The 13,176-nt window shown below is 32.5% G+C and carries 13 protein-coding genes; 6 read left to right on the forward strand and 7 right to left on the reverse strand.

The genetic code is table 11. The features are described from left to right. The first annotated feature begins 13 nt into the window (after nt 1-13). A complete protein-coding gene (locus ACM39_RS10415) occupies nt 14-952 on the forward strand; it encodes a glycosyltransferase family 2 protein (protein ID WP_048510963.1) in 939 nt (312 codons plus the stop codon). Here the strand turns inward: ACM39_RS10415 and ACM39_RS10420 are convergent. The 7 genes from ACM39_RS10420 to ACM39_RS10450 all read right to left on the reverse strand — a co-directional run bounded on the left by ACM39_RS10420 (nt 944) and on the right by ACM39_RS10450 (nt 8,159). Beyond that, nucleotides 944-1,873 (reverse strand): hypothetical protein, encoded by a 930-nt coding sequence (locus ACM39_RS10420; protein ID WP_228377098.1) that lies wholly within the window; start codon nt 1,871-1,873, stop codon nt 944-946. The genes ACM39_RS10415 and ACM39_RS10420 overlap by 9 nt on opposite strands. Nucleotide 1,874: 1 nt before the next feature. Next, nucleotides 1,875-3,293, reverse strand: a complete 1,419-nt coding sequence (locus ACM39_RS10425; protein ID WP_048510964.1) for an MBOAT family O-acyltransferase — start codon at nt 3,291-3,293, stop codon at nt 1,875-1,877. Further along, nucleotides 3,293-3,673, reverse strand: a complete 381-nt coding sequence (locus tag ACM39_RS10430) for a VOC family protein (RefSeq protein WP_048510965.1) — start codon at nt 3,671-3,673, stop codon at nt 3,293-3,295. Before ACM39_RS10430 ends, ACM39_RS10425 begins: the two co-directional genes overlap by 1 nt. After that, on the reverse strand, nt 3,673-3,912 hold the full coding sequence (locus ACM39_RS10435; RefSeq protein ID WP_048510966.1) for an acyl carrier protein: 240 nt from the start codon (nt 3,910-3,912) through the stop codon (nt 3,673-3,675). The genes ACM39_RS10430 and ACM39_RS10435 overlap by 1 nt, the downstream gene beginning before the upstream one ends. A gap of 26 nt (nt 3,913-3,938) precedes the next feature. Further along, nucleotides 3,939-5,663, reverse strand: coding sequence for an HAD-IIIC family phosphatase (locus ACM39_RS10440; protein ID WP_228377099.1), 1,725 nt, complete (start codon nt 5,661-5,663; stop codon nt 3,939-3,941). A gap of 96 nt (nt 5,664-5,759) precedes the next feature. Continuing rightward, nucleotides 5,760-6,725, reverse strand: coding sequence for a hypothetical protein (locus ACM39_RS10445; protein ID WP_048510967.1), 966 nt, complete (start codon nt 6,723-6,725; stop codon nt 5,760-5,762). Then, nucleotides 6,726-8,159: an MBOAT family O-acyltransferase gene (locus ACM39_RS10450; RefSeq protein WP_048510968.1), complete on the reverse strand. Its 1,434-nt coding sequence runs from the start codon at nt 8,157-8,159 to the stop codon at nt 6,726-6,728. Between the two features lie 383 nt (nt 8,160-8,542). On the opposite strand from ACM39_RS10450, the gene ACM39_RS10455 reads away from it, so the two are divergent. Genes ACM39_RS10455 through ACM39_RS10475 form a run of 5 tightly spaced genes read left to right on the forward strand, consistent with a single transcriptional unit; the run spans nt 8,543 to nt 12,818 of the window. Continuing rightward, nucleotides 8,543-9,382, forward strand: a complete 840-nt coding sequence (locus ACM39_RS10455; protein ID WP_048510969.1) for a glycosyltransferase family 2 protein — start codon at nt 8,543-8,545, stop codon at nt 9,380-9,382. A gap of 2 nt (nt 9,383-9,384) precedes the next feature. Next, the gene (locus tag ACM39_RS10460) at nt 9,385-10,539 is read left to right on the forward strand and encodes a glycosyltransferase (protein WP_048510970.1); all 1,155 of its coding nucleotides are present in this window, start codon (nt 9,385-9,387) and stop codon (nt 10,537-10,539) included. Next, nucleotides 10,536-11,099 carry a DapH/DapD/GlmU-related protein gene (locus ACM39_RS10465; RefSeq protein WP_048510971.1) on the forward strand — a complete coding sequence of 188 codons (564 nt, stop codon included), beginning with the start codon at nt 10,536-10,538 and terminating at the stop codon, nt 11,097-11,099. The genes ACM39_RS10460 and ACM39_RS10465 overlap by 4 nt, the downstream gene beginning before the upstream one ends. After that, nucleotides 11,100-12,251, forward strand: a complete 1,152-nt coding sequence (locus ACM39_RS10470) for a glycosyltransferase (protein ID WP_048510972.1) — start codon at nt 11,100-11,102, stop codon at nt 12,249-12,251. It begins immediately after the preceding gene. 12 nt (nt 12,252-12,263) lie between these two features. Then, nucleotides 12,264-12,818 (forward strand): serine O-acetyltransferase, encoded by a 555-nt coding sequence (locus ACM39_RS10475; protein WP_048510973.1) that lies wholly within the window; start codon nt 12,264-12,266, stop codon nt 12,816-12,818. Nucleotides 12,819-13,176 lie beyond the last annotated feature (358 nt).

Genomic DNA, 13,176 nt, shown 5'->3' on the forward strand with positions numbered 1-13,176 from the left:
CTAAACTATTTAAATGAAAATATCAGTAATCATTCCCGTTTATAATGCCGAAAAATATGTTTCTCAGGCGGTAGAATCTGCACTACAGTTTGAAGAAGTATATGAAGTTATTTTAATTGAAGATAAATCGCCTGACAATGCATTGCAGATTTGCCTGGAACTGGCTGAAAAATATGATCGAGTAAAACTCTATCAACATCCTGATAAAGAAAATCACGGTGCCGGAGCAACCCGAAATCTCGGATTGGAAAAAGCAACCGGTGATACTATAGCATTCTTGGACGCAGACGATTATTATCTTCCCAACAGATTTGAAGCCGAAAAAACACTTTTTAAAAATCCTGATGTAGAAGGAGTCTATGGTGCTATTGGTGTCCATTATTATTCTGAAAAAGCCAAAGAACAATACTATAATATGTTTGGTGAACGGCTAACGACGGTCTATAAAAAGCACCATCCAAAAGATGTTTTTCTGGGGCAAATCCATATGAAAGGGACTTTTGGACAGTTTAGCCTGGATGCTCTTACAATACGGAGGGAATCATTAGACAAAATGAATCATTTTTTCAAAACTCATTTAAGGCTTCATCAGGATACTGAATTCTTATTCAGACTATCTTATTACCTTAATCTATATCCAGGTATTATAGACAGGGCTGTAGCCGTAAGAGGCATACATGAAGACAACCGGATTACCAAAGTAAATTCCGGGAAAATAAACCCTGCTACAACGAGAGTTTTACTTTGGAGAGAACTAAATACATGGGCAGAAAATGAAAAAACCATTCCCGAAGAGGTCAAAATCCATATTAGAAGAATGCATCGCAGTTTTGAGATTGCCATCGCTTCTCCTTTCAAAAAATGGGGAATGATCGCTAAATATTTTATTACAGATTATCCCAGTATCCGATCAGGTTTATTTAATATCAATTTCCGGAAAAATTTATTTTAGCATTTTCTTCTTATTTAAAAGAATAGAATCGGCTATCTGTTCCGTAAATATTTTTCCGGATTCTTTATACATATGATTTCCGTCTGTATAGATGTATCTATCATATTGTGATGAAAAATCGAAAAATTTTACATTATTTTTTCTGGCGATAGCCTCAATTGTTTTGCTAAAATCAGGGGAATACAAATTCTCTATATCCATAATACCCTTAAAACCAGGAATTCTAACGATATAAACTGTTCCTCTGTTTTTAAGATATTTAATGATATCTTCAAACGCATCTAATCTATACCGAGATAATTTTTGAGTTTTTACAAAATTTTCGTATTGTTTTATCTTACTGGCTTCTCTTATTTTTAGAGTATCAGGATGTACATCAACAGTTACTTCCATCCATCCGTTTTTATGCAAATATGTATTAGATCTTACCACTGCTTCTCTTTCTCTGAAAATATTAAACCAACTCCTGGAATAATGCTTTAAAAGATACTCATAATTGGGCTCCATATCATAAAAATGTACATCTGCCAACGCTGACGTATTTTCAGAATAATCTTTTTCGCTTTTTATATCTTTACCAATAGATACATTCCAAGGATCAACGGTTAGGATAAAAATACCATCCTTTGTATTGGGATCAAGCTTCTTTTTTACAGCTTCAAGATATACCTTTCCATAAGGCGATTCCGTAAGGTTGAGAGAAAAATTATCAAACTTTCTGCCTTTAAATTTTTTATCTAAAACATCAGGAACTAAAGCCTGTGAGCCACGAGAATCCCCCAAAATCATATTGGAAGGTTTAGGCCCGGTAAAATGCCTGTAATTATCATCTGTATTACCATCTGCATAAGTTCCTAAAAACAGTAAAACAGCAATAACTCCAACAATATAAAATGATATTTTAATTAAAAATTTTTTCATATTAGAACTGTTCATAGATAAAATTACCATTACCAAAAACTCCGTAATACATAATTATAAAAATAAGAAACAAGTAAATTCCTCTTCTTACCAAAGGCCTATATCTGCTGATTGCAAGCCCGTGCTCCTGGTCTTTATTCAGCCAGTCAAATAAAACCAATATTGCTATTAATCCTAAAATCTTGACATTGATAAACTGAGGAATCGAGAATAGAGAAAAGCTGAATATTCTTGCGTACATTCCAAAAGCATCTGTAAGATTGGGTGCCACGAAAAGAACTAAAGCAAAACAAACCATTCCCATCGTCAATAAAATATTCCCAAATTCCTGTAATGTCGGAATGGTTTTAGAAAATTTTTTCTTTTTGTTTAATCTATCTTTTAAAATTAAAGGTATATAATAAAGCCCGTGAAGCAAGCCAAAAAGTACAAAAGTAAATCTCGGGCCGTGCCAAGCTCCAATTAATATAAAGTTTAAAATAATGGCTGCTATTAATCCTTTTTTATCATAATCTCTGAATTGAATTACTAAGGGAGTAAAAACATATTCCGTTAACCAGGAGGTTAATGAAATATGCCATTTTCTCCAATAATCTGCAATATTCTGAGCAAAAAGAGGAAATGCAAAGTTCTTCGTTATTTTAAATCCTAAAAGTCTTGCAAAGCCAATAGCCATATCAGAATATCCGGAAAAATCTGCATACATTTCAAAGAGGAAAAGAATCATTCCAAAAGCCACTGTACTTCCTGAAAGATGGCTGTAGTTTTGAAATATATCTTGGGTAATTGGAGTAATGCTATTGGCAATAACCAATTTTTTGAATGCACCTAGGAGAATTTGCCTGGCAGCATCTGAACCATTTTCCAGTGTGAAAACCCGCTCCTTTTTCAATTGAGGCAACAATAAGCCCGCTTTATCAATCGGTCCTGAAGTCATGCTTGGGAAGAAAGCTATATAATTAAAAAATGCCAGAGCATCGGTTTCAGCCTTTAATTTATTATTCTTAATATCCAGCAAGTAACTTATCATTCTAAAGGTATAAAAACTGATGCCCAGCGGTAAAATAATTGATAAAGTAAGTTTATTTTTAATGCCGAATAAATCTGCAAAAGAATCAATAAAGAAGTTGAAATATTTAAAATAAAACAATGTTCCGATCGAGAAAAGCAATCCTAAATTAGTCCATAATTTCTTCTTTCTAAGATTTTCACTTTCAGAAATTTTTAGTCCTAAATAAAAAATAACGCCCGAACTCGTAATCAATAATATTAAAAACCTCCAGTCCCAATTAGCATAAAACACATAGCTGGCTAATAGCAAAAAGATATTCTGAGCTTTAAGTTTTTTACCTAAAACCCACCAATATACAGCAAAAACAATTGAGAAAAAAAGAAGAAAAATTAATGATGTAAATTGCATTAATTGCTATTTAAAAGTTCGACAATTCCATAAGGAAGCATTAAAAAAGCAACCTTTCTATTATTAAAAAGGACAGCTTCCTTCGGAGGAGAAATAAGCATTCCTCCGTTTTGAGTAAGGTGTTCTATGGTGGTATCAATATGCTCTACTTCATAACAGATGTGATAGTATGAAATTCTTTTCTTCAAAAGATTTTCAACAGGCTTACCGGAAACAAATTCAATGTTTAATCCGTCCTCTACGGTCACCATACACAGCTCTGCTTGCTGATTAGGGTCAAAAACAACCGGAGTTTCTTCAACAATCTTATGAAGTTTTCTTATATTTTGGAGCTCTGCCTGTATATCTTTACAGGCAACTCCAACGTGATGAAATTTCATTATAGTTTTGAAGCTATAGAATCTGCCATTTCCCCTACATTATTCCAGCTTTGGATTTCTGAAGAAGTGAAACGAATACCAAAAGATTTTTCTACAGCAACAATCAGCTGAATATGAGACAGTGAGTCCCATTCTTCAATATCTTCAGCAGTAGTATCTGCATTTAATATAATTTCTTCATTATCTAATTCTTCACGAAAAACTCCTGTAAGTTTTGTCAAAATTTCATTTCTTTCCATAATCTATTATTTTTATTAAAAATTAATTATTTATTTACGATATATACTTCTTTATTTTGGTAATCATCTAGATTCAGCAACCATTTACCATCCTGATTTTCAAAACCTAATCTTTCATAATGATCTTTCACCATTTGATTTTTTGCGGATGGGATGTATTCTCCTATTACATATTTATAGCCATTCTTTTTAGCTATTTCTACAATAGTGTTTAGAGTAAAATCTTCCATTCCTCTTTTGAGCACACGGCAACTCATCAGCCACGTATCAATGAACAGGGATTCTGGATCTTTCTTTTCAAGCACAATGACACAAATTAATCCGTTGTCACCATATTTATCTTCCAATGTGAAAGAAATTGTGTGATGATTGTCGGAAGTCATTAAATTTTCAACGTCCTGCTCTGTATATCTTACCGTTCTTAAATTAAACTGATTTGAGCGTTGAGTCAACTGAGAGACTCTCGGCTTTGAAAAATTATTAAAAGACTGAACATCAGAAACCATCTTCATGCTTTTTAGAAAATCTTCTACATTAGTAAAGCTTTCCAGCTCAATCGCCCTTTTTGCTTCAACCTGATATTGCTTTGTTCTTTCAGCATCATTTTCAGAAAAACTTGCGGTTTCGAAAAGGTTCAAACTGTATAAATATTCAAGATATTCTGCAGGATCTTCAGGTAATTCCGGAACACAAACCTCCGGTAAATTCTCTCTTACAAGATTTCTTTCAAAAGGATTGTCATCTAAGAAAACCATCGAATCATACCCGATATTTAAAATACTCTGAATCTTTCTGATATTGTCTGCTTTATTTTCCCAATTGGCAACAAAAACGGCTATATCATCCAGTTTTATAACCATATCAGGATGCTTCTCAAAAGGTTCTTTAGCCTTATCTTCATCATTTTTACTGCAAACAGCTAAAATAACTCCTCTTTTCTGTAAAGATTTTATCCAGTGCTGAAATTCGGTAAAAGCTTTTCCTATTCCTAAGCTTCCAATCTGGATTTTTTCAAGACCGTCATCACCAATGATTCCACCCCATGTTGTATTGTCCAAATCCAGGATAACACACTTTTTAAATTTACCTTCAATGGAAGCAATAATGCTTAAAATATGATGGGCTACAATTGGCAGGGCATCCAGAGAAAGTACCATTTCTGTGTTCACATAGATATTAGGTGAAAACATAAAATTTCTCCCCCATTTATTCTGAAGCGAAACGAGATCTGCAATAAAAAAATTGCTTCTATTGAATGCAACCTGCGATGAAAGCAGATAATTAAGCTTATTCAGCTGAAAGACAAATGAAGACTCTACTTTATTGGCAAAATTTCCAAAAACCTGATTGTCGATTCCAGGAAAATTACAGTAAATAACCTTGCTTTTTGTTCTGTTTTGAATGGTTTCGTAAAGCTCTTCTATATAGTTAATTTTACTCTCTGCAAAAGTCAGTTGAGAATTATATGACTTATAATATTGGCTTAATAGTTTATGTGAAGATTCAAAAATTATAGTATAATCGGCGTTAAATTCATAATATTCTGAAGTGGGATCTAAAATCTGGCGGGAAATTTGTCCAAAATCTGCTTCGAAGACTTCCAAATCAAAACCTCCATCAACAGCACAACCTTTTAATGCCATATTTAAAAATTGTGTTGCTGTATCTCCCAATAAAGCTACCTTTATTTTTTTTAGCCCATCCGGTTTTTTATTTATATTTTTTTTTAATTCTGTAAATGTTTTCATCATCAGTTTAATGTTTAAAAAACGCAAAATACAATTTATATCAATGAATTACAAAAACGTTTTATTACTTTAAGCACATTTTAAGATAATACATTATCTCTATTTTTTTTCTAAAAATTTCTCCAGAAAAGGAACCATTTTCTTGGAAAGAATTTTTGAGCCTCTTTCATTCAGATGCCCGTTATCCCATCTATTTTCATAAAGATAAAATTCAGGATATTCGTCTGGATTTACAAGGCTTATTACAGGAACACGCACTGCATTTTGATATACCTGGAGTTTTTTTGCATCAGGTTCTGCAGGCCCAGGAATAAGCATAATTAGCTTAATATTTTTTTTTCGGCACTTTTCGGCAAGTTCATTAATTTTTTCAACCAATGCTTTATTGGGAGTATGCTTTCTGTCATCCGCATGATAGCGTTCCAATCTGTCTTTAATAATATTTTTCAGTTCTGTTTCTTCATATCTGGGAATAATACTATAATCTAAGGCTGAAAAACCTTGCGTTTCATCCACGAAACGATTATGTGCGTCCTGAATTATTCTTTCATCATAATGTTTACTGAAATGAAAAACATTTAATATAAATGATGCCCAAGATAAAGCCATTTGTTTATAGTTCCCGTTTTCTTTTTGAAATTTACTTGCAAAAAGGGTGTTTTCATAATTAAATGCCCCGAAACTTCTTTCTGTTTTCAGATTTTGTCTGGTAATATTTATTTTATCCTGAAGTTCAAGAACGATATATTTTGGTTTAAAAGAAGGATTTTCAAGCACATATTCCAATGTTTGGAAATTTTCTAAATTGAATCCTGCATTTGCTCCTAAATTGTACGACTTTATACCTTTCATATTATCATCAATCAACTTACAATCAATTTGATCATTGATTTTTGAACTTCCGATAAAGTATAAATTATATTCCGGATGTTTTTTAAGATAATCAAGTTTTGCATTGAGAAACGGATAAGAATAATTACTATTCGGGCTCAAAGCGAGCTTTATCAAACCAATAATAAACATTATGGCGATGAATAAAGTCAATATGGAAAGAAATTTTTTCATTTAAAATTGAAAATAAATAAATTCATTACTCCCGAAATTCGCAAAATTCAATATCAAATATGCAACAACAATATAGATAACAGCCTGAACTACAGGTTTTCTTTCTTGAATTTTCAAGCCGTAATCATGTGTTCTGTTTACCCACTCCATTCCAAGCATGAAAATAATGAGCCCAAATAAAACGGGTCTAAACTCTGTCGGAAATGAAAATAAGCTTTGACTGAAAATCCCTTTAAGGTATCCTATTGCGTCAGAAACACTCGCTGCACGGAAGAAAATCCAGGCAAAACAGGTTAAAGCAAAAGTTGTCAGAATACTAAAAGCCTCTCTAAATGAGGGAATAATTTTATCCATTGCTACGACTTCCAGATGATGCCTGTTTTTTTCGGCAATTAATAGCGGAAGGAAAAATAAGGCGTTTAGTCCGCCCCAGATGATGAAAGTCCAATTGGCACCATGCCAGAACCCACTTACCAGAAAGATGATAAAGGTATTTCTGATTTTCATCCACAAACCTCCTTTACTCCCCCCTAACGGTATATAAAGATAATCTCTGAACCATGATGAAAGTGAAATATGCCATCTCCTCCAGAATTCTGCAATATCTCGCGAAAAATACGGATAAGAGAAATTCTTTAATAATTCGATTCCAAATAATCTGGATGTTCCCAGTGCAATATCAGAATATCCTGAGAAATCTCCATAAATCTGGAAAGCAAAAAGAATTGCTCCCAAAACTAGGTTACTTGCACTTTCAGTATGATAATTATTGAATATTTCATTGACAATCGGAGCACAGTTATCAGCAATTACCATTTTTTTAAAAAATCCCCAAAGAATCTGTGCCATTCCGTCTTTTGCCTTTTCATAGTCAAAAGATCTTTTTCGCTGGATTTGAGGGAGAAGATGTGTTGCTCTTTCAATCGGCCCGGCAACCAGTAATGGAAAATAACTTACAAAAACGGCATAATCTACAAAGTTTCTCTCCGCCGGAATTCTTTTCTTGTAAACGTCTATTACATAAGACAATCCGTGGAAAGTATAGAATGAAATACCTACAGGTAAAATTACTTTTAGAACCCACATATTCACTCCAAATCCGAATGTTTTTAATAATTCAGCAAAGTTTTCGATGAAGAAATTGTAATATTTAAAGAAACCTAAAAAACCTAAATTAATACCAATACTGATAATCAACCAAAACGTTGCCTGTTTTTTAGTGTTACTGTTTTCGATTTGAATTCCTGAAAAATAATCCAACCCAATTGAAAATACCAAAAGGAACAGAAAGCGCCAATCCCAACAGCCATAGAAGTAAAAACTGGCTGCCAGTAATAGTATATTCTGGAATTTATAATTCTTATTACATACACACCAGTACAGAATAAAAATTATGGGCAGGAAAATAAGAAAGGCAATAGAATTAAAGAGCATAGAGTTTTCTTTAATGTAATAAATATAAAAATTATTTTACAAACACTCTAATAGGTTTCCTTTCGTAAAAATCTGCTCTTTCTAAAATAGGTAATAAAAGTTCTGGAAACTTGTCTTATTTCATTCATTGTGTAGGTTTTTATGGTACAAAAGTAAATATTTTTATTTAATTTCAATATCTTACTTTTTTAGGACTTATTAATTTTTTTGGGAGTTTTTCAATTAAAAAAGAATTTTGAGACAAATATTACCGTAAATCATCGCTGAAAATATTATTTTTTTTACCATTTTTGTTTTTTTAACAAATGATAGTAATCAAATTGACATTAAGCTGCCGGGTTATTATTAATATTTAAGATATTTGCATAATTAAAAGCACAAAAATGACATTCTCGATTCTCGTAGCCAACTACAATAATGGTAAATTTTTTAAAAAATGTTATGATTCTATCATTTCTCAAAAATACACGGATTGGGAAGCTATCATTCTTGACGATTGTTCTACAGATAATTCTTTAGAGCTCATTAATGAACTAATAAAAGGAGATAATAGGTTCAAACTATTTGAAAATGAGGTGAATTGCGGAGTCGGCGTGACAAAAGCAAAACTTATAGATTTGGCAAATGGAGAAATTTGTGGTTTTGTAGATCCTGATGATGCTATCGGCTCTAAAGCTCTTCTTTCAAGTGTAAATATTTTTAAAAAAAATAAAGATATCGTTCTCACTTATTCAAAATTTGTGAAATGTGACGAAAATCTCCAACCGGTAGAAGTTTCCAAACAGGTGAGCCAAGCCCTGAATAATGACCCTTATTTTTTTAATTGTCCGGTCAATATTGTACATTTTGTTTCGTTTAGAAAACAGGTTTATTTACAGACCGAAAAAATTAATATCCTGATGAGAATTGCAGAAGATCAGGATTTATATTTAAAAATGTATGAAAAAGGAAAAGTGCGGTTTATCAACGAAAACAATTATTTTTACAGAACACATTCCGGCGGGATTTCTCAAAACCAAAACAGACCAAAATCCCGAGAATATTTTGCAGAAGTGATTTTCAATGCTATGAAACGAAGAAAATTGAAAACCATCAACGGAAAGCCTGTACCGGAAAGTTTTACAGATTCTAAGGAAATTTATAATTTATTAAAGTATCAAACCTCTTTTTCTTTTAGAATTAGAAAAAAAATAAGAATATTTGTACAACAAGTCTTTAATTAAGAATGGATAATAAAAAAATCAAAGTTCTTTTCAGGCACCGTTCTATGGAAATGGGAGGTGTAGAAAAGGTTATTTTAAGCATGTTAAATAATCTCAATCGTGAAAAGTTTGAAATGACTATATGTTTAAATATGAACCAGGGAGAATTGCGTGATGAAATTCCCAAACATGTCCGAAAAGAATATCTGACTGATGGAAAAGAGGACTTATCCAAAAATTCCATCATACAAAAACTTCAGCTTGTTAAAAGAAAATTAAGACTGAATGAAGCCGAAAAAAATCCTAAAATTGCTGATGAAATTTTGCAGGAAGAATATGATGTAGAAATAGCTTCTACTTACGCAGATTTTGCTCCTGTCTTGAATTCTAGTAATAAAAATTCAAAAAAAATAGGATGGTTTCACTCTGATATTACCGTTCCTAAATTTAAACCTTTGATTCCGGCTGTTCTGAAGCATATCCCTCAGTTTGATTATTTTATTTTCGGCTCACAGCAAACCAAAGACATTTTGATAAAAACATATCCTGATTTGAAATTACCCGAAAATCAGGTTATTCTTAATGCAATCCCGATTGATGAGTTAAAACAAAAGGCACAGGAATTTAAACCTGGATTTCCCCAAAAGCCTGTTTTTGTTTCGGTGGCAAGGTTGCATACCAGAAAAGGATTTCATAAACTCATGGATGCTCATGCAAAACTTTTAAAAGACGGGTTTGATCATCATATTGTGGTAATCGGTGATGGTGAAGAAAGAGAAAATTTAAAAAAACAAGCTGAGAAACTGGGTGTTAGCAATAGTTTTGAATTTTTAGGTTCCCTGATGAATCCCTATCCATATATAAAAAATGCTGACTTCTATATTTTACCCTCAGAATCAGAAGGGTGGCCTTTAGTTATCGCTGACACCCTAATCCTTCAAAAACCTATTATTGCCACCAGCGTAGGCGGAGTTCCTGAGATGATAAATCATGAAGAGAACGGATACCTCATCAATTATGAAGTGGATGAAATGTATGATGCCATGAAAAGGTTTTTGACAGAACCAAAACTTGTTTCAAATATTAATAAAAACTTAGAAAATATTGAAGAACAGTTTGATAATCAGAAAATATTTGACGCTGTAGAAAATATAATCCTAAAATTAGCTCACACATGATATTAATATACAGAATCATATTAAAAATACGTTCCCTGTATGAAGATATGGTGAAACAAGCGGCTACGAAAGTTGCTATTCATCAAGGCATGAAAGTCGGCGATAATCTGTATGTTCAGGGCATTCCCAACTTCGGTTCAGAATGTTTCCTTATTGAAATGGGAGATAATGTTACCATTGCAGAAGGTGTTTCGTTCATTAATCATGGCGGAGACGGAAGAGTAACCAAAAGAATTGAAAAATATAAAGACGGAAGAACCTTCGGAAGAATAAAAATAGGCAACAATACTTTCATCGGAAAAGGCTCTATTCTTTTGCCCGGAGTTTCTATTGGAGATAATTGTATTGTTGGTTCTCTAAGTGTTGTCAGCAGTTCGATTCCTGATAATTCCGTTTATGCAGGAGCTCCTGCCAAATTTATCTGTACAATTGAACAATATGGTGAGAAATTATTAGTCAATAACACAGTTTACCCTCTAGAGCTAGAAGCAGATCGCTCCGCTTTAGAAAAATACCTCATCAAAAATCTCCCTCATATATATAAACCTGTAAAAAAATAAATGTTAAAAAAAAAGAAAATCCTCATTCGTATAGGTTCTCTACGTCATGGCGGAGCAGAAAAAGTGTTGGTTACGTTTCTTAAAAATATTTCTCCCGATAAATATGAAGTTGATTTATTAATTAATCTTTATTCAGGCATTTACATTGAAGAAGTTCCTTCCTGGGTCAATGTTTTTTATTTACTGAAAGGTGAAATGATTACTACAAACAAACCGCAAGAGATTCCCGTAAAAGCATATAGAGTTCTATATCAAAAGATATTTTTATGGTTTCCTTCATTACTTTATAAATTCGTTTTAAAGAATAAAAAGTACGACGTAGAATTAGCTGCGATTCATGGAATGTACAGGGAAATTCTGTCAAGCCCACAGAAAGATTCTAAAAAGATTATTTGGGTTCAGAATGATATTTTTAATTTAAAAGAATATACTCCTGAAATTATAAGGGAGTTTTTCAAGTTTGATAAAATACTGGTGATTTCCAATAAACTTGAGGAAGAAATACATAAGTTAGCCAAAACAGAAAAGGAAAAACAATCTGTTATAAAAATCTTCAATCCCATTGACAAAAAAGATACATTGAAAAAAGCTAATGTTGCTATTGACGACTACCCTTTCAACAATGAAATCCCTACTTTCGTAAGCGTAGGGACTGTTTATCCTCAAAAAGGCTATGACAGACTCCTAGATGTTCATAAAAGACTGTTGGATGAAGGCTTAAAACATCAGCTTATTATTATCGGTGACGGTTATGATTTGGCGAATATCCAAGCTCAACTTGATAAATTAAAATTACAGAACACAGCAAAGATGCTTGGTTTCAGGAGTAATCCTTATCCCTATTTAAAGAAAGCGGATTTCTACATTATGTCTTCAAGACACGAAGGTTTCCCGACGATTATTGCGGAAGCTCTTATCTTAAACAAACCTATTTCTGCAACAGATATTTCCGGAATTAAAGATCTCCTTCAAAACGGAAAGTTAGGAATTATCACACCCAATTCTGAAGACGGCATTTATGATGGAATGAAAAGATTTCTTACCGATAAGACTCTCGCAGAAAATTATCAAAAGGAAATAGAAAATACAGACCTGCCTTTTGTTTTAGAAAAGTCTGTAAAGCATCTTCAGGAAATAATTGACGCTCTATAAATAATCAAAATCATGTCAGACTACTCTATTATACAAAAAGATTTTTACCGGGAAAGTGGAAAATGGCTTTCAACATTTCAAATTTGGGCGAAATTTATTAATCCCAACCTTCATTTCGTATATATTTTGAGGAAGGCTCAGAAATATAGAAAAACCCCCGTTTTAGGAATTTTTTGGAAATTCATTTTAAGACATTACCAAATAAAATATGGCTATCAGATTTATCCCGAAACAGAAATTGGAGAAGGATTTTATTTAGGACACTGGGGGAGCTTGGTCATTAATCCTAAAGCAAAAATCGGTAAAAACTGCAACATTGCACAAGGTGTCACTATCGGGCAACAAAACCGAGGCAGGAATCAAGGCTTCCCTACCATTGAAGATGAAGTCTGGATAGGGACGAATGCTGTTATCGTTGGCGGAATCACCATTGGAACCAACTCATTAATTGCACCAAATTCTTATGTAAATTTTGATGTCCCTGCCAATTCCGTCGTTTTTGGCAACCCAGCAACCATTTCACCAAATACCTCCGCAACAGAAGGTTATATCAACAATAAAGTATAAAATTGGCATATATAAATTTATAAATATACTATTCTATTTTCATTAAAATTCAATCTCTCTATTGTAGGAGATTTTTTTTTGATTCAAATTTGTAACGGAACACACTTTAAGATTATAAAAAATATTTAATTCATAATTTTAAAGAAATTTCAATTAAAAAAACACACAAAGAATATTTTAAAAACACAATCCCTACCCTATGAAAAAAAATAATTCCGAAATTTCACAGTAATTTCTCTTTTATACTTATTACGGAGTATAATTTTATACACACATTTTCAAAAATATCAACAAAATCACTAACTAGTGATTTGTATAAATGTATTTATCTGCAAAAAAAAAAACACAACCTAATAAT

Origin of the sequence: Chryseobacterium sp. FH2 (genome assembly GCF_001045455.1) — a bacterium.
In the GTDB taxonomy this organism is placed as follows: domain Bacteria; phylum Bacteroidota; class Bacteroidia; order Flavobacteriales; family Weeksellaceae; genus Chryseobacterium.

Excerpts from the sequence above, each read along its gene's own strand:
- ACM39_RS10450 (WP_048510968.1), bottom strand. The coding sequence starts at position 8,159 with ATGCTCTTTAATTCTATTGCCTTTCTTATTTTCCTGCCCATAATTTTT.
- ACM39_RS10470 (WP_048510972.1), top strand. The coding sequence starts at position 11,100 with ATGTTAAAAAAAAAGAAAATCCTCATTCGTATAGGTTCTCTACGTCAT.
- ACM39_RS10460 (WP_048510970.1), top strand. The coding sequence starts at position 9,385 with ATGGATAATAAAAAAATCAAAGTTCTTTTCAGGCACCGTTCTATGGAA.
- ACM39_RS10435 (WP_048510966.1), bottom strand. The coding sequence starts at position 3,912 with ATGGAAAGAAATGAAATTTTGACAAAACTTACAGGAGTTTTTCGTGAA.
- ACM39_RS10475 (WP_048510973.1), top strand. The coding sequence starts at position 12,264 with ATGTCAGACTACTCTATTATACAAAAAGATTTTTACCGGGAAAGTGGA.
- ACM39_RS10445 (WP_048510967.1), bottom strand. The coding sequence starts at position 6,725 with ATGAAAAAATTTCTTTCCATATTGACTTTATTCATCGCCATAATGTTT.
- ACM39_RS10425 (WP_048510964.1), bottom strand. The coding sequence starts at position 3,293 with ATGCAATTTACATCATTAATTTTTCTTCTTTTTTTCTCAATTGTTTTT.
- ACM39_RS10420 (WP_228377098.1), bottom strand. The coding sequence starts at position 1,873 with ATGAAAAAATTTTTAATTAAAATATCATTTTATATTGTTGGAGTTATT.
- ACM39_RS10455 (WP_048510969.1), top strand. The coding sequence starts at position 8,543 with ATGACATTCTCGATTCTCGTAGCCAACTACAATAATGGTAAATTTTTT.
- ACM39_RS10430 (WP_048510965.1), bottom strand. The coding sequence starts at position 3,673 with ATGAAATTTCATCACGTTGGAGTTGCCTGTAAAGATATACAGGCAGAG.
- ACM39_RS10465 (WP_048510971.1), top strand. The coding sequence starts at position 10,536 with ATGATATTAATATACAGAATCATATTAAAAATACGTTCCCTGTATGAA.
- ACM39_RS10415 (WP_048510963.1), top strand. The coding sequence starts at position 14 with ATGAAAATATCAGTAATCATTCCCGTTTATAATGCCGAAAAATATGTT.
- ACM39_RS10440 (WP_228377099.1), bottom strand. The coding sequence starts at position 5,663 with ATGATGAAAACATTTACAGAATTAAAAAAAAATATAAATAAAAAACCG.